This is a genomic window from Weeksella sp. HMSC059D05 (assembly GCF_001809725.1).
GTDB classification, from domain to species: Bacteria; Bacteroidota; Bacteroidia; order Flavobacteriales; family Weeksellaceae; genus Weeksella; species Weeksella virosa.
In genome coordinates, this window is record NZ_KV798518.1 from 16,507 (window position 1) to 32,241 (window position 15,735).

Sequence of the window (15,735 nt, forward strand, 5' to 3'; positions counted from 1 at the left end):
GGGCAATTTTGTCAATTTATGCGTAAATTTGTGTAAGATATTTTTTTTGTATGGATGAAATTGTCAATAAAGTAGCAAAAAGCGGATTGGTAAATATCGATTTAGAAGAATGGTATCCTACCGATAAACGCGTGCTTTTTGATTTAAAAGATTGGCTATTTGAAGAGCTTATCTTAAAAGAAAAAGATTTTAGAGAAAATCTAAAAAACCATGATTGGACGCAGTATGAAAATTGCTTGGTCGCAATAAATTGTACGGTAGACGCCATCGTTCCGTCTTGGGCTTATATGCTGATTACAACCTATTTGCAACCGATTGCAAAAAAAGTAGTTTTTGGAGATTTCCATGAGATGGATTTGATTCTCTATCATGATATAATAGAAAACCTAGACATAGAACCTTATGTAGATCAGCGAATTATCATCAAAGGATGTAGCCACAAGCCTGTTCCAGAGAACGCTTACATAGAGTTGATTAATCGATTGCAGCCGATTGCAAAATCATTGATGTTTGGTGAGGCATGCAGTACGGTTCCTTTGTACAAAAAGAAATAAAAAAAGTGGCAAAAGCCACTTTTTTTTTCATGGATACGATTAAAACTTTTATCTTTTGATGCTCACTTCGTAGATTTTGTTCCAGAGTTTACCAGTAACCAACATATTTTCTCCTTTGAAGGCGATACCATTCAGAACATCTGCATCTGCTGCTTGCTCAGCTTTAAAAGCTTCTAAATTCATTTTACCAACTACAGCTCCACTAGCAGGATCAACCGCTACAATAATATTTTGTTGGTAAATGTTGATATACAACAAACCGTTATGGTATTCTAATTCATTGAGATTACTATAGGCTTGTTTATCATCTACTGCTTGTATTGTTCTTTTATAATTAAAATCTTTATCAAAGAAATGGATCTTTTGTGATCCATCGGTAATGACCAATTCTTGCCCCATGGTGGTTATCCCCCAGCCTTCTCTAATTTCACCTGGCATCGTAATTTTTCTTATTAGCTCGAAATTCTGATCATATTCATATATCAATCGATTTTGCCAAGTAAGTTGATATATCACACCATTTAATTCAGTAATTCCTTCTCCAAAAGAGGTTTTCTCTACTTCTCCCGTTAATTCTTCAGTTGTACTCCCCAACCGATATTTCACTAATCTCGATTGTCCGGTAAGGCCGGTTCCTTCGAAAATAAAGCCATCTTTATAATAAAACCCTTGTGTAAAATCAGCAGGGTTGTGTGGATACGTATTCACTAAATTGTATTGCCATTCTTGCGCCGGATGATCTGCGAAAACTAGGATATTAAATTCGCGTGTAGCTGTTAACTCCGAACCATTAAAAAACTTTACATTCACATTATGTTGACCTAAACCTACATTTTCTAAGGTTATTTTACCCGGATTAGGAAAATCTTTTCCGTCTATTTCTACCTTCACCTCAGTAATATTAGTCAATCCTTCTAATGTAATCTCTAGTGAATCTCCTATTTTATAATGTTTTTCTTCTATAGCAGAAACTTGTTGCGTGATTAATGGATTATTGACCGATGCATCATCTTTACAAGCGGTAACACTCAGTACCAACAAACCGAAAAGGATATAAAAACGTTTCATGATTTGGATAATTTGCTAACAAATATGAGGATTTTTTATTAAAACTGAATTGTTCTCACAGGATATTTCCTTTTTGTAGGGTAATGATTTTTAATAGGATTTTAGGTAATAGAGCTTATAAAAATTTATTTGGTATGTTTTTTGAAAATACAAGAAAAAACCACTAAAACGCTTTTAGCAACCAAACCATTACAGTAACGACTAAAAATATCTAAAAAAGAACATTAATGATATCACTTTTCAGAAGTTCGAAAAAGAAAGAAGAAAAGAATCCCTTTCGATTTCCTGCTCAATTTATAGATATACACTCTCATCTTCTTCCAGGGATTGATGATGGTTCTAACTCTATTGAAGAATCGATAGAAATGCTTATCAATATGAAAGCTTTAGGAATAGAACATTTTGTTTTTACTCCTCACGTAATACAAGGTGTGTGGGAAAATTCTACCGAGACTATTTTGGCGAAAGAAAAAGAGTTTCTAAAAGAAATAAAAACGATTCCAGAGTTACAAAACATCACAATTCGTGTAGCCGCTGAATATATGCTGGATGAACACTTCAAAAATGTTCTTATCCCGAACAAAGATTTATTGACAATCAAAGACAACAAGGTCTTGGTAGAAATGTCTTACATGGCGCCGCCGATACATCTTTACGAAACCCTGGCTGAACTACAAGTTGCTGGATATCGACCTATTTTAGCACATCCCGAACGGTATAGAGCTTTTCATAATAACTTTTGCGAATATCACAAATTAAAAGATGCTGGCTGCGAATTCCAGATTAACCTGCTTTCGCTTACCAATTATTATGGTATAAACGTGCACGAAACTGCGGTAAAGTTACTAACCGAAAACATGATTGATTACTGCGGATCGGATACACACAACGATCGTCATATCAAAACTTTCGAGACGTTTTCTTCACGAAAAAAGATGTTGAAATTAATGGAACCTATTTTCGTAAACAATAAAAATTTGATTTAATATCTGTCCCCCGAAAATCAACTCAACTACCATAAAAAAAGTTCTTGGAAGGAATCTTCCAAGAACTTTTTTTATGTGTAGACCTTACTTTTACGGTAGAAACCTATTTTCTGAGCATAATATTACCCTATACGCCCTGGATTATCTTTCAGGAAAGCTCCCCAACCCGAATAACTTTTCTGCGTTCCACCAACTACATTCATATTAAAGTAATGACATACTGCTGCTGCCAAACCATCTGTTGCATCTAATCTTTTCGGAATTTCTTTCAAGCCCAAAAGATTTTTTAGCATTCCTGCAACCATTTCCTTCGATGCATTTCCGTTACCAGTAATCGCCATTTTTATTTTTTTGGGCGAGTATTCTGTAATTGGAATCTCTCGATACAAGCCTGCTGCCATGGCTACACCTTGTGCTCTCCCTAGCTTCAGCATCGATTGTACATTCTTTCCAAAAAAGGGGGCTTCTATTGCCAATTCATCGGGATGATACTGATCGATAATCGCTAATGTTTTCTCGAAAATACGCTTCAATTTCATTTCGTGATTTGGCAGTTTATGCAAGAGCAATTCATCTAATGTAATGAGTTTTAATTGTTTATTTTCTATCGCAATCACTCCGAATCCCATCACTGTTGTTCCGGGATCTATCCCTAAAATTATCTTTTCCATGTTGCGTTTTTATGTATTTTTAGAAGAAAGCTTTATAAGCATTGTCGATTATTTTTCTTGTGATTGATTGAGTGCTATCAATGGTTCTATATATTCTCTAGTATTCGACAATCTCGGTATTTTATTTTGCCCTCCTAATTTACCTCTCCTTTTCATCCAATCGATAAACAAACCTTTTCTTGCCTTGTGAATAAGTGGTCGGTTGAGCGTCATATTATTATAGCGTTTGGCTTCATAATCAGAGTTGACGGACTGCAATCCTCTATCGAGCTCATCAATAAACGTTTCGAGATCGGTAGGATCCCTCGAAAACTCGATCACCCACTCATGTGCTCCTTTTTCTTTTCCTACCATATAGACAGGTGCTGCCGAATATTCTGCTACCATTGCATTGGTTTTCTCGCATGCGAGCTTTAGTGCTTCTTCTGCATTCTCGATCATCAATTCTTCACCAAAGACATTGATATGATGTTTTGTACGCCCTGTAATTACGATTCTATGTGGTGAAGTCGAGGTAAAACGTACAGTGTCGCCGATGATATAGCGCCACAAACCACCGTTGGTTGAAATGACCAAAGCATAGTTTTTCCCGATTTCTACTTGATCGATTGTGAGACATTTCGGATTTTCTTGACCGAAATTTTCCATTTCTATGAATTCATAAAAAATTCCATTATCCAACAGAAGCAACAATTCTTTTTTGTCTAATTGATCTTGGATGGCAAAAAAACCTTCAGAAGCATTGTAAATCTCAAAGAAATTAAGTTGTTTTTTTGTGATATTTCGGTAGTTTTCTTCGTACGGTTTGAAACTTACCCCACCATGAAAAAAGACTTCGATATTGGGCCACAATTCATCGATATAGGTAGAATTGGTATCGGTCAACATTTTATTAAGTACGACCAACATCCAAGAAGGTACACCGGTTAGCGAGCCAACATCCTCATTTTTTGTAGCTTGGATAATGGCATCCATTTTCAGATTCCAATCGGCCATCAACGAAATTTCTTTATTGGGAATATTTTTCAGTTCTGCATAAAATGGAAGATTTTCAATTAAAATTGCCGATAAATCACCAAATTGTGTTTGATAATGCCGGTATAATTCACTACTCCCTCCGATTCTTAGATTTTTATGCAAAAAGATTTCTGTTTCTGGGTAGGCATTAAGATAAAGTGCAAACATAGATTTACCAGCCGAATAATGGCAATCTTCTAAAGATTCTTTACTAATTGGTATAAATTTGCTTTTTGCATTCGTAGTGCCAGATGATTTCGCAAACCAGCGAATTTTGCCTTGCCATGTTACGTCTTTTTCTCCTTTTCTTGCCAGTTCGATATAGGGCTCGAAATCTTCGTAAGTTACCAATGGCACTCGTTGCTGAAACTGTTCTATATTCTTTATCTCATCAAACCCAAACTCTTTTCCATAAATTGTATTTTTAGCAGTTTCTATATTGGATAAAAGCACATTGAGTTGAGTAATAAAAGGTTGTTTGATGCTTTGTTCGATTGCTTTCAACCGGCTACGCATCATAATCTCCATTACTTTATTCACAATTCTCATTCGTGTATTTTTTTGTAGATTTAGCACAAATTTAAAAAAAAGAAAACGCAACTATGGTGTTCCAAGGTCAAATCCGTAAAATGATTTCTGAGAATGGGGATCCAATCCAATATTACCTAAATTTTTCCGAAGATTTTTTATCGATGAATCAGTTGATTAACCGTACAATCCAAATTTCATTCGATCATTACGAATGTTTAGGTTGCCAGCAAGATATAGAAATCTATCGAATGGGTTATTGTAGAAATTGTTTTTTTACGCTTCCACAAACCAATGAAAGCATCATAAGACCAGAACTTTCTACCGCTCATTTAGGTATTGAAAAACGAGATCTGAAGTGGGAGCAAACCTTCGAACTCCAACCTCATGTTGTTTACTTATCAAACACTTCTGGTGCAAAAGTTGGTGTGACTCGTGCTACCCAACTCCCGACCCGTTGGATAGACCAAGGTGCTACTGAAGCTATGATTATTGCACGGACAGATAATCGCTATCAAGCAGGAATGATAGAAGTTGCGCTTAAAGAACATTTAACCGATAAAACAAACTATCAGCGCATGTTGAAAAACATACAAGTTGATGTAGACTTACACAAGATTTTGCAAAATGTTCGTGAATTTATAAGTGAAGAGCAACAACGATTTCTAGTTGACGATCAAGAGATTTACTTTTTCAATTATCCCGTTACAGAATATCCTACCAAAATAAAAGTAATCAATCTTAGCAAAGAACCTAGTTTTGAAGGAAAATTGCTCGGCATAAAAGGTCAGTATTTAATTTTTGATGACAATCGCGTATTAAATGTGCGTAACCATGAAGGTTTTTATTTACAATTTTTGGTATAAATTTTCAGGCTATTAAGAGAAAAACCTACACATAAAATCGACAAAAATATTATAATATCTTTAACAATATTAAATTTTTTTTGTATATTAGTAGTATTAAAGTCTAAAAAAATGGTTGTCTTATGAAAATTTCACATCTATTAATTGTTTGCACAACAGGCCTATCGTTTTTGTCATGTACAGAAGCGGGAAAATTACCACAATACAAAGTAGAATCTGCAGTACAACACGCTTACCGTTATCGTACCATGAACTTACAAGACTCTTTAGCAAAATATGTACATAATTTTGATGACAAAGAATTTCATGCAACGCAGTCAGAATTTGGTGAAGTAAAATTATATAACCTCGACAACGTAACAGAAGAAGGCACGGGCAAAGACTTAACGTATATTGCGACCTATAATGTAGAATATTCGTCTGCAGAGGGCAAAGAAATTTTCCAAGTAAAGTCGATAAATAAATTACCCAAAATTGTAGGTTATTCTCGTGATTTACACACAGTTTCTACACCTATGGACAGTATAAGCATACAAACAGCTGACAGTCTTCGATAATAAGGGGAGACGAAAGTAAATTTTTCATTTTATTCGATCACCAAAGCTTTCTTTGGTGATTTTTTTTCCTCATTATTCTGCTCTTATAGCTTAAAAATCATTTTTATCAAAATTATTATCTTTGCCCTGTTTTGGAACAAAAGACTTTAGATAACCTTATGAACCTTTACCAAACCTCAGGTTTTGTAAAGGATTTAGTGGCTTATAGCCAAAAAGAAGAAAAACAGAAAATCCATATCAAAGGATTTTTAGGTTCGGCGTTGAGTTTTGCAATTGCACAACTGTATTTGCAAACCAATCGTTCTATTTTGATGGTGACCGATGACAAAGAAGAAGCCGCCTATTGGCTAAATGACCTCGAAGCACTACTCAACCAGGAGCAAGTACTCTTCTACCCAAGTGCTTACCGAACTCCATACCATTTAGAAGAAACCAACAATGCAAATGTAGTGATCCGTACAGAAGTTCTCAATCAATTAACTTCACACAGCTCACCAAAAATTATTGTTGCTTATGCCGATGCACTCACCGAGAAAGTTATTACCAAAAAAGCACTTTCTACAAATACCTTAAAAATAAAAGTAGGCACCGAACTAGGCTTGGATTTTATCCGAGATATGTTGTTTTCGTACAACTTTCGGCAAGTAGATTTTGTTAACGAACCAGGAGAATTCTCTATTCGCGGTGGAATTATCGATATTTTTTCTTTTGCAGACGAACACCCTTATAGAATTTCTATGTTTGGCGATGAAGTGGAAACGATTCGTTCTTTTGATACCAGCACACAACTCTCGATTTCGACAACCAAAGAAATCAAAATCATTCCAAATTTAGAAGATAAACAATTCGATGAAAAACGAATAAGTTTTTTAGAATATCTCCACAAAGACACCATGATTATCGCCAAAAATTTGGGAGTTATCACATCGAAGTTAGAAAATAATTACTCTTTAGCAGAAAATGCCTTTGCAAATCTATCTAGTGAAATATCTCGATTGGCTCCGGCCGATTTATTTTTTAGTTCGGTACAGTTTCAGGAGAAACTCGAACTATTTACCGTTTTCGAGATGTCATCAACTCCCCATTTATCAATAAATCATACTCTAGAATCTCCCTACAAACCACAACCTTCCTTCAACAAACAATTCGATTTTCTGATCGATGATCTCAACTACCACACCCAGCAAGGTTACAAGAACGCACTGGTTTGTTTTAATGAAACACAGGTGAAACGATTTGCAGAAATTTTTGAAGATGTAGGAAAAGAAGTGAGTTATATTCCTGTAATCGGTTCTTTGCATCAAGGTTTTATCGATGAAGAACTGAAAATTACTTGCTATACAGATCATCAAATTTTCGAGCGTTATCATAAATTCAACCTAAGAAATTCGTTTTCGAAAAAAGAAGCGATTACTCTAAAAGAAATCAACTCTCTTCAGGTAGGTGATTATGTGACGCATATCGACTATGGTATCGGGAAATTTGCAGGATTAGTTAGGATAGAAAACAACGGCGTACATCAAGAAAGCATCAAGCTATTCTACCAAAACAATGATATTTTATATGTCAATATCCACTCTTTGCACAAGATTTCTAAATTTAGAGGAAAAGATGGTGTCGAACCCAAAATCAGCAAATTGGGTTCCCCAGCTTGGAGAAACCTTAAAAACAAAACCAAAACAAAAGTAAAGGAAATTGCTTTTGATTTGATAAAACTATACGCCAAAAGACGCACCCAAAAAGGATTTGCTTTCTCACCAGACACCTATTTACAAAATGAACTAGAAGCATCATTCATTTACGAAGACACACCCGACCAAGAAAAAGCAACATTGGATGTGAAAAACGACATGGAGTCTGAGCGTCCCATGGATCGTTTGGTATGCGGCGATGTAGGTTTCGGAAAGACAGAAGTCGCTATAAGAGCAGCTTTCAAAGCTGCGGTAGATGGAAAACAGGTTGCTGTTTTGGTACCTACAACAATATTAGCATTTCAACATTTCAAGACGTTTACAGATCGACTAAAAGAGTTTCCCGTGCAAATAGAATACCTCAATCGTTTTACGACAACCAAAAAGAAAAATGCAATTCTTGCAGATTTAGAAGCTGGGAAAGTCGACATCATTATCGGGACACACCAATTGGTTAATCCTAAAGTGAAATTCAAAGATTTGGGACTTTTGATTATTGATGAAGAACACAAATTTGGGGTAAGTGTAAAGGATAAATTAAAAACCTTACGAGCAAACATCGACACCTTAACTCTAACAGCCACCCCAATTCCGCGCACTTTACAATTCTCGCTTATGGCTGCCCGTGACCTGTCAGTTATCAAAACTCCACCACCGAACAGACAACCAGTTGAAACCAACTTAATAGAATTCAATGAGGAAGCAATTCGCGATGCGATTTTGTATGAAATGCAACGCGGCGGTCAAGTTTTTTTCATTCATAATCGAGTACAAACTCTTAAAGAAATTGCCGGGATGGTCCAACGTTTAGTTCCTGATGCCCGTATTGCAACAGGGCATGGGCAAATGGACGGGAAGCAACTCGAAGCCATCATGCTCGATTTTATTGACGGACAATACGATGTGCTTATCTCTACCACCATCATCGAGTCTGGTTTAGATGTACCAAACGCGAATACTATCCTAATAAACGATGCACAAAACTTTGGCTTAGCCGACCTGCACCAGATGCGTGGACGTGTAGGCCGAAGCAACCGAAAAGCTTTTTGTTATTTGATTGCCCCTCCTGTTTCTGTCTTGACCAATGAAGCAAGAAAACGCTTACAAGCTATAGAACAATTTTCTGATTTAGGGTCTGGGTTCAACATTGCTATGAAAGACTTAGAAATTCGTGGCGCTGGAAACCTTTTGGGTGCCGAACAAACTGGTTTTATGATGGAAATCGGATTCGAAACATACCAGAAAATACTTAATGAAGCAATTGAAGAGCTAAAAGAAAGTGACTTCAAAGAACTATTCGAACACGAAAAGACATCCAACTTTATAGAATACGTTAAGGATGTACAAGTCGACACCGACTTAGAGATTCTGATTCCGGATGAATATGTAAACAATGTAGAAGAACGTTTGGCATTATATAACGAACTAGCATCGATAGAGACAGCTGAAGAGCTATCGAAATTCGAAAATAACCTCATCGACCGTTTTGGCCCAATACCCTCGCCAGTTGAGAATTTACTCCAGTCGATTAAACTCAAATGGAAGGGTAAAGAACTAGGCATGGAACGTATAGTATTGAAAAATGGGAAACTTACTGCATATTTTGTCAATAAACCAAACAGCAACTATTTCCAATCAGAGAAATTTAGACTGATTTTAAATTATGTTCAATCTTACCCTCAAAATGTTAACTTCAGAGAAAAACCTGCAAAAAATTCGTCTGAATTACCAGGTTTACTTTTGAAGATTGATCACGTAAAAAATGTAAGTAATGCACTAAAACACTTCGAAAAAATGCTAAATCAACAATAAAACTAACGAATATTTAATAATTGTTAAACTATTTAACATTTAAACTTTAAAACAAAATCATTTTTTATTGTCACAAGCAAGATCAAATGCCACCGAAAAAGATACTGTTTGAAAACTGATTTTGTCATCCTTCTGAAATAGAAGTATTAGGCAGAAAAGTAATTATTTTCTATTTTTACATGTTGAAAAATTAGCACGTGTAAAATTTAAGAAATTATGGAAACTTCTTATAGTTATATTCCCATTTTGATTTTGTTTTTGGTGGCTGCCGGTTTTGTAGGTTTTACAATTGTTGCGACTCATTTTTTGGGACCATCAAGAAAAACAGACGAAAAATTAGAAAACTTCGAGTCGGGAATAGAAAAAGTTGGGAATGCACGACAACCTTTTGCTATTAAATATTTCTTGGTAGCAATCTTATTTGTGTTGTTCGATGTAGAAGTTATTTTCTTCTATCCGTATGCGGCCAATTTCAAGGCCCTAGGATGGGAAGGATTTGCAGCAGTAGTCACATTTATAGGTTTATTTCTAGTGATGTATATGTATGCCCGAAAAAAAGGTGCTTTCCGATGGGAGAAATAAAATAGATAAGCAGCTTTAGCAATAACATTAAATATTCTATCAAAAATGATTCATAATAAAAGACCCGTTACCCACAACACCAATGTAAAGGTAATCGATGAGCTACCAGAAGGTTATCAAGGTGAAGGGTTTATGGCAATGCAACTTTCTAAAGTAGTTGGTTTGGCTAGAAAAAATTCGATTTGGCCTCTTCCGTTCGCCACTTCTTGTTGTGGGATAGAATTCATGGCAACCATGGGTTCTAAGTATGATTTGGCTCGTTTTGGATCGGAGAGACTAGCCTTCACTCCACGCCAGTGTGATTTATTAATGGTGATGGGGACAATCTCTAAAAAAATGGCCCCTGTCCTCAAGCAAGTCTATATCCAAATGGCAGAACCTCGCTGGGTAATCGCTGTAGGAGCCTGTGCTAGTTCTGGAGGAATTTTCGACACCTATTCTGTATTACAAGGAATCGACGAAGTTATACCGGTAGACGTATACGTCCCTGGATGCCCGCCAAGACCAGAGGGAATTATAGAAGGAGTAATGCGTATTCAAGAGCTAATAGAAACCGAAAGTGTTCGTAGAAGAAGTAGCGAGGAATACCAAGCATTGTTATCAAGTTACGGAATACAATAGAAAACGAGTCATGGAGAACACAAAGATACAGCAACTACTTACTCAGAAGTTCGAAGATAAAATATACGGATTCCAAGAACATTTTGGTGTTCTGAAAGTCTATGCTGATAAAAACATCAACCTCAAATTGATGCAATTTTTGTATGATCATGAAGAATTGGCTTTCCGATTTCTTACCGATCTTACAGCAGTTCACTACCCTAAGCATAAAGGAGGTGAAATAGAGGTTACCTACCTCATGTACAATATGTATACCAACCAATCTATCCGATTGAATTTTGCTATCGACATCAAACAACCCGATATATTTACGGCGACCAAACTATTCGAAGCAGCCAATTGGTTAGAGCGCGAATGTTATGATTTTTTTGGTGTTAACTTCATCGGACATCCAAATCTTATCCGTATCATGAATGTAGAAGAGATGGATTATTTCCCGTTACGCAAAGAATTTCCATTAGAAGATCAAACCAGAAAAGACAAAGATGATGAAATGTTTGGTCGTGGAAATAATTTCAATTACGGTTCAATGAATATTAAAGGTTAAGTTATGGGAAAAACAAAAACTAAAAAACATCAAAACATCAACTTGCCAGAAGGATCGCTCGAGAAAAAAACCGTTACGCTGAATTTGGGTCCAACACACCCTGCAACCCATGGTGTTTTCCAGAATATTCTAGAGATGGATGGTGAAATTGTAAAATCTGCAATACCTACTGTAGGCTATATTCACCGTGCTTTCGAAAAAATTGCAGAACGACGTCCGTTGTATCAAATTACCCCTCTCACAGACCGTTTGAACTATTGTTCTGCTCCACTCAACAACTTAGGATGGCATATGACGGTTGAGAAATTTATGGGAATTGAAGTACCAAAAAGAACGTCTTACTTGCGTATTATAATCATGGAGCTAGCCAGAATTGCAGACCATATCGTTTGTAACTCGATTATGGGAGTTGATACAGGAGCATTTACCGGCTTCTTGTACATGATGCGTTACCGTGAGTTAATATACGAAATTTATGAAGAGATTTGCGGATCACGACTCACAACTAACATTGGTAGGATAGGAGGATTCGAACGAGATTTCACACCGGATGCCTGGTCGAAAATCCACCGATTTGTAAAAGAATTTCCAGATGTATTAGCGGAGTTCGAAAATCTTTTTGTTCGTAACCGTATTTTTATGGACCGCACGCAAGGAATTGGTGGAATCTCGGCAGAACGTGCCCTCAGTTATGGTTTTACAGGTCCTAATCTACGTGCGGCTGGGGTAGATTATGACATACGTGTAGCAAAACCTTATTCACGATACGAAGAATTTACCTTTGATATTCCTGTAGGAACTACCGGAGACTGTTATGATCGTTTCCAAGTGAGAACACAAGAAATGTGGCAAAGTTTAAGTATCATTCGACAAGCACTCGAAAAAATCGATGCCCTCGAGGGCGAAGAAGCGACCCTTTACCATGCCGACGCTCCTGACTTCTATTTGCCATTAAAAAAAGACGTCTATACTAAAATGGAGGCGCTCATTTATCACTTTAAAATTATCATGGGAGAATTAGAAATACCCGAAGGGGAAATCTACAACTCGATAGAAGGAGCAAACGGAGAATTGGGTTATTACCTAATTTCTGATGGTGGACGCTCACCCTACCGTTTGCATTTCCGCAGACCATGTTTCATATACTATCAAGCATATCCAGAACTTATTGTCGGATCAATGTTATCAGATGCAATTATCACAATGAGTAGTCTGAATTTGATAGCTGGAGAATTAGATGCTTAACATTTAAGTTTAAAAAAAAGAAATGGAAATTCAATTTTCAGAAGCAACCCAACAAAGAATAAATCAAATTGTTGCACGATATCCAGAGGGTAAGCAAAAAAGTGCATTAATTCCTGTGTTGCACATTGCACAAGAAGAGTTTGGTGGATGGTTAGACGTTCCGCATCTAGACTATGTTGCCAAAGTTTTAGACCTTTTACCAGTAGAAGTTTATGAAGTTGCATCGTTTTATACGATGTTTCAACTCAACCCAGTTGGTAAGTATGTTTTACAAGTTTGTCAGACAGGACCATGTATGATAAAAGGCGCTGATCACATCATCCAACATATCAAAAACAAACTCAATATCGACATCGGAGGAACAACCGAAGACGGACTTTTTACCCTACAAACTGTGGAGTGTTTAGGAGCCTGTGGATACGCACCCATGATGCAACTCGGGAAAACTTATCGCGAATTTCTTACCACAGAAAAAGTAGATGAATTAATAGAAGAACTGAAAAAACTAGCCTAATGGGACAAAAACTATTGTTAAAAAATATTGATGTTCCTGGGATAAGACACTACCAAGTGTACCGCGAAAACGGAGGATACTCTAATGCCGAAAAAGCTTTCAAAATGAAAGAAGAAGAAATCCTCGAAGAAGTAAAAACGTCTGGTTTACGCGGCCGTGGTGGAGCAGGTTTCCCGACCGGAATGAAATGGAGTTTCTTAGCAAAACCAGAAGGAGTTCCACGTCACTTAGTAGTTAATGCAGACGAGTCGGAACCAGGAACTTTCAAGGATCGTTACCTAATGGAGTATATACCTCACCTTTTGATTGAAGGTATTTTGATCTCTTCTTTTTGTTTAGGATCGAACACTTCTTTTATCTATATCCGCGGTGAATATGCGTGGATTGCAGAAATTCTAGAACAAGCCATTGACGAAGCAAAAGCAGCCGGATGGTTAGGGAAAAATATTCAGGGAACTGGATTCGACCTTGAAGTTTACGTACAGCGTGGAGCTGGAGCTTATATCTGTGGCGAAGAAACCGCCTTGCTAGAATCATTAGAAGGTAAACGTGGAAACCCTCGTATAAAACCCCCTTTCCCAGCAGTAAAAGGTCTTTGGGGCAGACCAACAGTAGTAAACAATGTGGAAACAATCGCAAGTGTAGTTCCGATTATTGAAATCGGAGGCGATGCTTACTCGAAAATTGGTGTAGGACGTTCTACTGGAACAAAGTTGATCTCTGCTTGCGGTAATATAAATAAACCTGGCGTGTATGAAATAGACATGACCATCACAGTAGAAGAATTTATTTATTCTGATGAGTATTGCGGTGGAATAGCCAACGGAAAACGCCTAAAAGCCTGTATACCTGGCGGAAGTTCTGTGCCAATTCTACCTGCTAATTTACTATTAAGAACTACCAACGGACAACCGCGATATATGAATTACGAAAGTCTAGCCGAAGGCGGTTTTCAGTCGGGTACCATGATGGGGTCTGGTGGTTTTATCGTATTAGATGAAGACCAAGACATTGTCTACCACACCTACACCCTAGCCCGATTCTATCGTCATGAGTCGTGCGGACAATGCTCGCCATGCAGAGAAGGAACTGGCTGGATGGAAAAACTTCTGAAACGTATCGATGAAGGAAAAGGAAAAATAAGTGATATAGAATTGCTTTGGGATATACAGCGAAAAATAGAAGGTAATACCATTTGCCCATTAGGAGATGCAGCTGCTTGGCCTGTTGCCTCAGCAATTCGGCATTTCCGTGATGAATTCGAGTGGCATATCAATCATCCAGAAGAATGCTTAACTCGCAATTATGGCTTAGCACATTATGCTGATCCAATCGAACCAAAAGTAGAAACTGCAAACTAGATTTATATGGCAGAAGAAAATAAACAACAATTGCTTACCGTTACAATTGATGGACATACCACCCAAGTACCAGCAGGAACAACAATTCTACAAGCCGCTCGTAGCATAGGAAAAGAAGTTGCACCACCTGCTATGTGCTATTATGGCAAACTAGAAAATACCGGTGGAAATTGTAGAACGTGCATGGTCGAAGTTACCAAAGGAAGTGATGCTGACCCACGACCAATGCCCAAATTAGTTGCCTCTTGTAGAACAACAGTTATGGACGGGATGGTAGTAGGAAATAAAACTTCTGAGCGAGCAGTAGAAGCTCGAAAAGGAGTGGTTGAATTTCTATTGATCAATCATCCACTCGATTGCCCAGTTTGTGATCAGGCAGGGGAATGTAAATTACAAGATTTAAGTTACGAACACGGAGAAGAAGCAACGCGCTACGATTTCGAACGTAGAACTTTTGCTCCAGAAGATTTAGGACCTAATATACAATTGCATATGAATCGCTGCATTCTATGTTACCGTTGTGTGAAAACCGCAGACCAAATCACAGGTTGTCGCGAACATGGCGTGATGTTCAGAGGTGATCATGCCGAAATCTCTACCTACCTCAATAAAACACTCGACAATGAATTTATTGGTAATATAATCGATGTATGTCCGGTTGGTGCTCTAACCGATAAAACTTTCCGATTTAAAAATCGCGTTTGGTTTTTGAATCCAGTGGATGCTCATCGCGATTGCCCTACCTGTTCGGGTAAAGCACAAATCTGGTTCCGTGGAGAAGAAGTTTTCCGTGTTACTGCACGTAAAAATGAATGGAACGAAGTAGAAGATTGGATTTGTAACACTTGTAGGTTCGAGAAAAAAGATATCAATGATTGGACGCTCGAAAAACCCTCAGATATTGCCAAAGACTCGGTGATAAGAGCAAATCATTATACCATAAACAAAGTAAAACCAAAAGAAACTTTACCAAAAGTTATTCATAGAGACCCGAAAGTTTTATTAGATATCCATACCGTGAGTGAGGTAAACGAGCCCAATCGTAACCTATCGAAAATTCATGGTCCTGCAACTAGTAAAGATTTTAAAAATTAATAACGACGTTATAACTATAC

General features: G+C 37.2%; 15 protein-coding genes. 12 read left to right on the forward strand and 3 right to left on the reverse strand.

Going from position 1 to position 15,735, the window contains the following annotated elements:
* The first annotated feature begins 50 nt into the window (after positions 1-50).
* Positions 51-554: a DUF2480 family protein gene (locus HMPREF2660_RS00950; protein ID WP_013597899.1), complete on the forward strand. Its 504-nt coding sequence runs from the start codon at positions 51-53 to the stop codon at positions 552-554.
* A gap of 48 nt (positions 555-602) precedes the next feature.
* On the opposite strand, the gene HMPREF2660_RS00955 is transcribed toward HMPREF2660_RS00950, so the two are convergent.
* Positions 603-1,622 carry a glutaminyl-peptide cyclotransferase gene (locus HMPREF2660_RS00955; protein ID WP_013597900.1) on the reverse strand — a complete coding sequence of 340 codons (1,020 nt, stop codon included), beginning with the start codon at positions 1,620-1,622 and terminating at the stop codon, positions 603-605.
* Positions 1,623-1,849: 227 nt separating this feature from the next.
* Here HMPREF2660_RS00955 and HMPREF2660_RS00960 point away from each other — a divergent pair, with 227 nt between their 5' ends.
* A complete protein-coding gene (locus HMPREF2660_RS00960; protein WP_070485267.1) occupies positions 1,850-2,608 on the forward strand; it encodes a tyrosine-protein phosphatase in 759 nt (252 codons plus the stop codon).
* A gap of 122 nt (positions 2,609-2,730) precedes the next feature.
* On the opposite strand, the gene ruvC is transcribed toward HMPREF2660_RS00960, so the two are convergent.
* Both ruvC and HMPREF2660_RS00970 read right to left on the reverse strand, forming a co-directional pair.
* Entirely contained in the window at positions 2,731-3,279 is a 549-nt protein-coding gene (ruvC, locus tag HMPREF2660_RS00965) for a crossover junction endodeoxyribonuclease RuvC (RefSeq protein WP_013597902.1), read from the reverse strand.
* A gap of 48 nt (positions 3,280-3,327) precedes the next feature.
* Positions 3,328-4,845 (reverse strand): GH3 auxin-responsive promoter family protein, encoded by a 1,518-nt coding sequence (locus HMPREF2660_RS00970; protein WP_070485269.1) that lies wholly within the window; start codon positions 4,843-4,845, stop codon positions 3,328-3,330.
* Between the two features lie 53 nt (positions 4,846-4,898).
* Here HMPREF2660_RS00970 and HMPREF2660_RS00975 point away from each other — a divergent pair, with 53 nt between their 5' ends.
* The 10 genes from HMPREF2660_RS00975 to HMPREF2660_RS01020 all read left to right on the forward strand — a co-directional run bounded on the left by HMPREF2660_RS00975 (position 4,899) and on the right by HMPREF2660_RS01020 (position 15,715).
* Entirely contained in the window at positions 4,899-5,690 is a 792-nt protein-coding gene (locus HMPREF2660_RS00975) for a DUF2797 domain-containing protein (protein ID WP_070485270.1), read from the forward strand.
* Positions 5,691-5,812: 122 nt separating this feature from the next.
* The gene (locus HMPREF2660_RS00980) at positions 5,813-6,247 is read left to right on the forward strand and encodes a hypothetical protein (protein WP_070485272.1); all 435 of its coding nucleotides are present in this window, start codon (positions 5,813-5,815) and stop codon (positions 6,245-6,247) included.
* A 158-nt stretch (positions 6,248-6,405) separates the two neighbouring features.
* A complete protein-coding gene (gene mfd, locus HMPREF2660_RS00985; protein WP_070485275.1) occupies positions 6,406-9,750 on the forward strand; it encodes a transcription-repair coupling factor in 3,345 nt (1,114 codons plus the stop codon).
* Positions 9,751-9,966: 216 nt separating this feature from the next.
* A complete protein-coding gene (locus HMPREF2660_RS00990; RefSeq protein ID WP_070485277.1) occupies positions 9,967-10,332 on the forward strand; it encodes an NADH-quinone oxidoreductase subunit A in 366 nt (121 codons plus the stop codon).
* Between the two features lie 45 nt (positions 10,333-10,377).
* Positions 10,378-10,953 (forward strand): NADH-quinone oxidoreductase subunit B, encoded by a 576-nt coding sequence (locus HMPREF2660_RS00995; protein ID WP_013597908.1) that lies wholly within the window; start codon positions 10,378-10,380, stop codon positions 10,951-10,953.
* Positions 10,954-10,963: 10 nt separating this feature from the next.
* Positions 10,964-11,500, forward strand: coding sequence for an NADH-quinone oxidoreductase subunit C (locus HMPREF2660_RS01000; RefSeq protein WP_070485279.1), 537 nt, complete (start codon positions 10,964-10,966; stop codon positions 11,498-11,500).
* A 3-nt stretch (positions 11,501-11,503) separates the two neighbouring features.
* On the forward strand, positions 11,504-12,745 hold the full coding sequence (locus HMPREF2660_RS01005) for an NADH-quinone oxidoreductase subunit D (RefSeq protein ID WP_070485281.1): 1,242 nt from the start codon (positions 11,504-11,506) through the stop codon (positions 12,743-12,745).
* 22 nt (positions 12,746-12,767) lie between these two features.
* Entirely contained in the window at positions 12,768-13,259 is a 492-nt protein-coding gene (nuoE, locus tag HMPREF2660_RS01010) for an NADH-quinone oxidoreductase subunit NuoE family protein (protein ID WP_013597911.1), read from the forward strand.
* A complete protein-coding gene (gene nuoF / locus HMPREF2660_RS01015; RefSeq protein WP_013597912.1) occupies positions 13,259-14,620 on the forward strand; it encodes an NADH-quinone oxidoreductase subunit NuoF in 1,362 nt (453 codons plus the stop codon). The genes nuoE and nuoF overlap by 1 nt, the downstream gene beginning before the upstream one ends.
* A gap of 6 nt (positions 14,621-14,626) precedes the next feature.
* On the forward strand, positions 14,627-15,715 hold the full coding sequence (locus HMPREF2660_RS01020) for an NADH-quinone oxidoreductase subunit G (protein WP_070485283.1): 1,089 nt from the start codon (positions 14,627-14,629) through the stop codon (positions 15,713-15,715).
* The last annotated feature ends 20 nt before the right edge of the window (positions 15,716-15,735 follow it).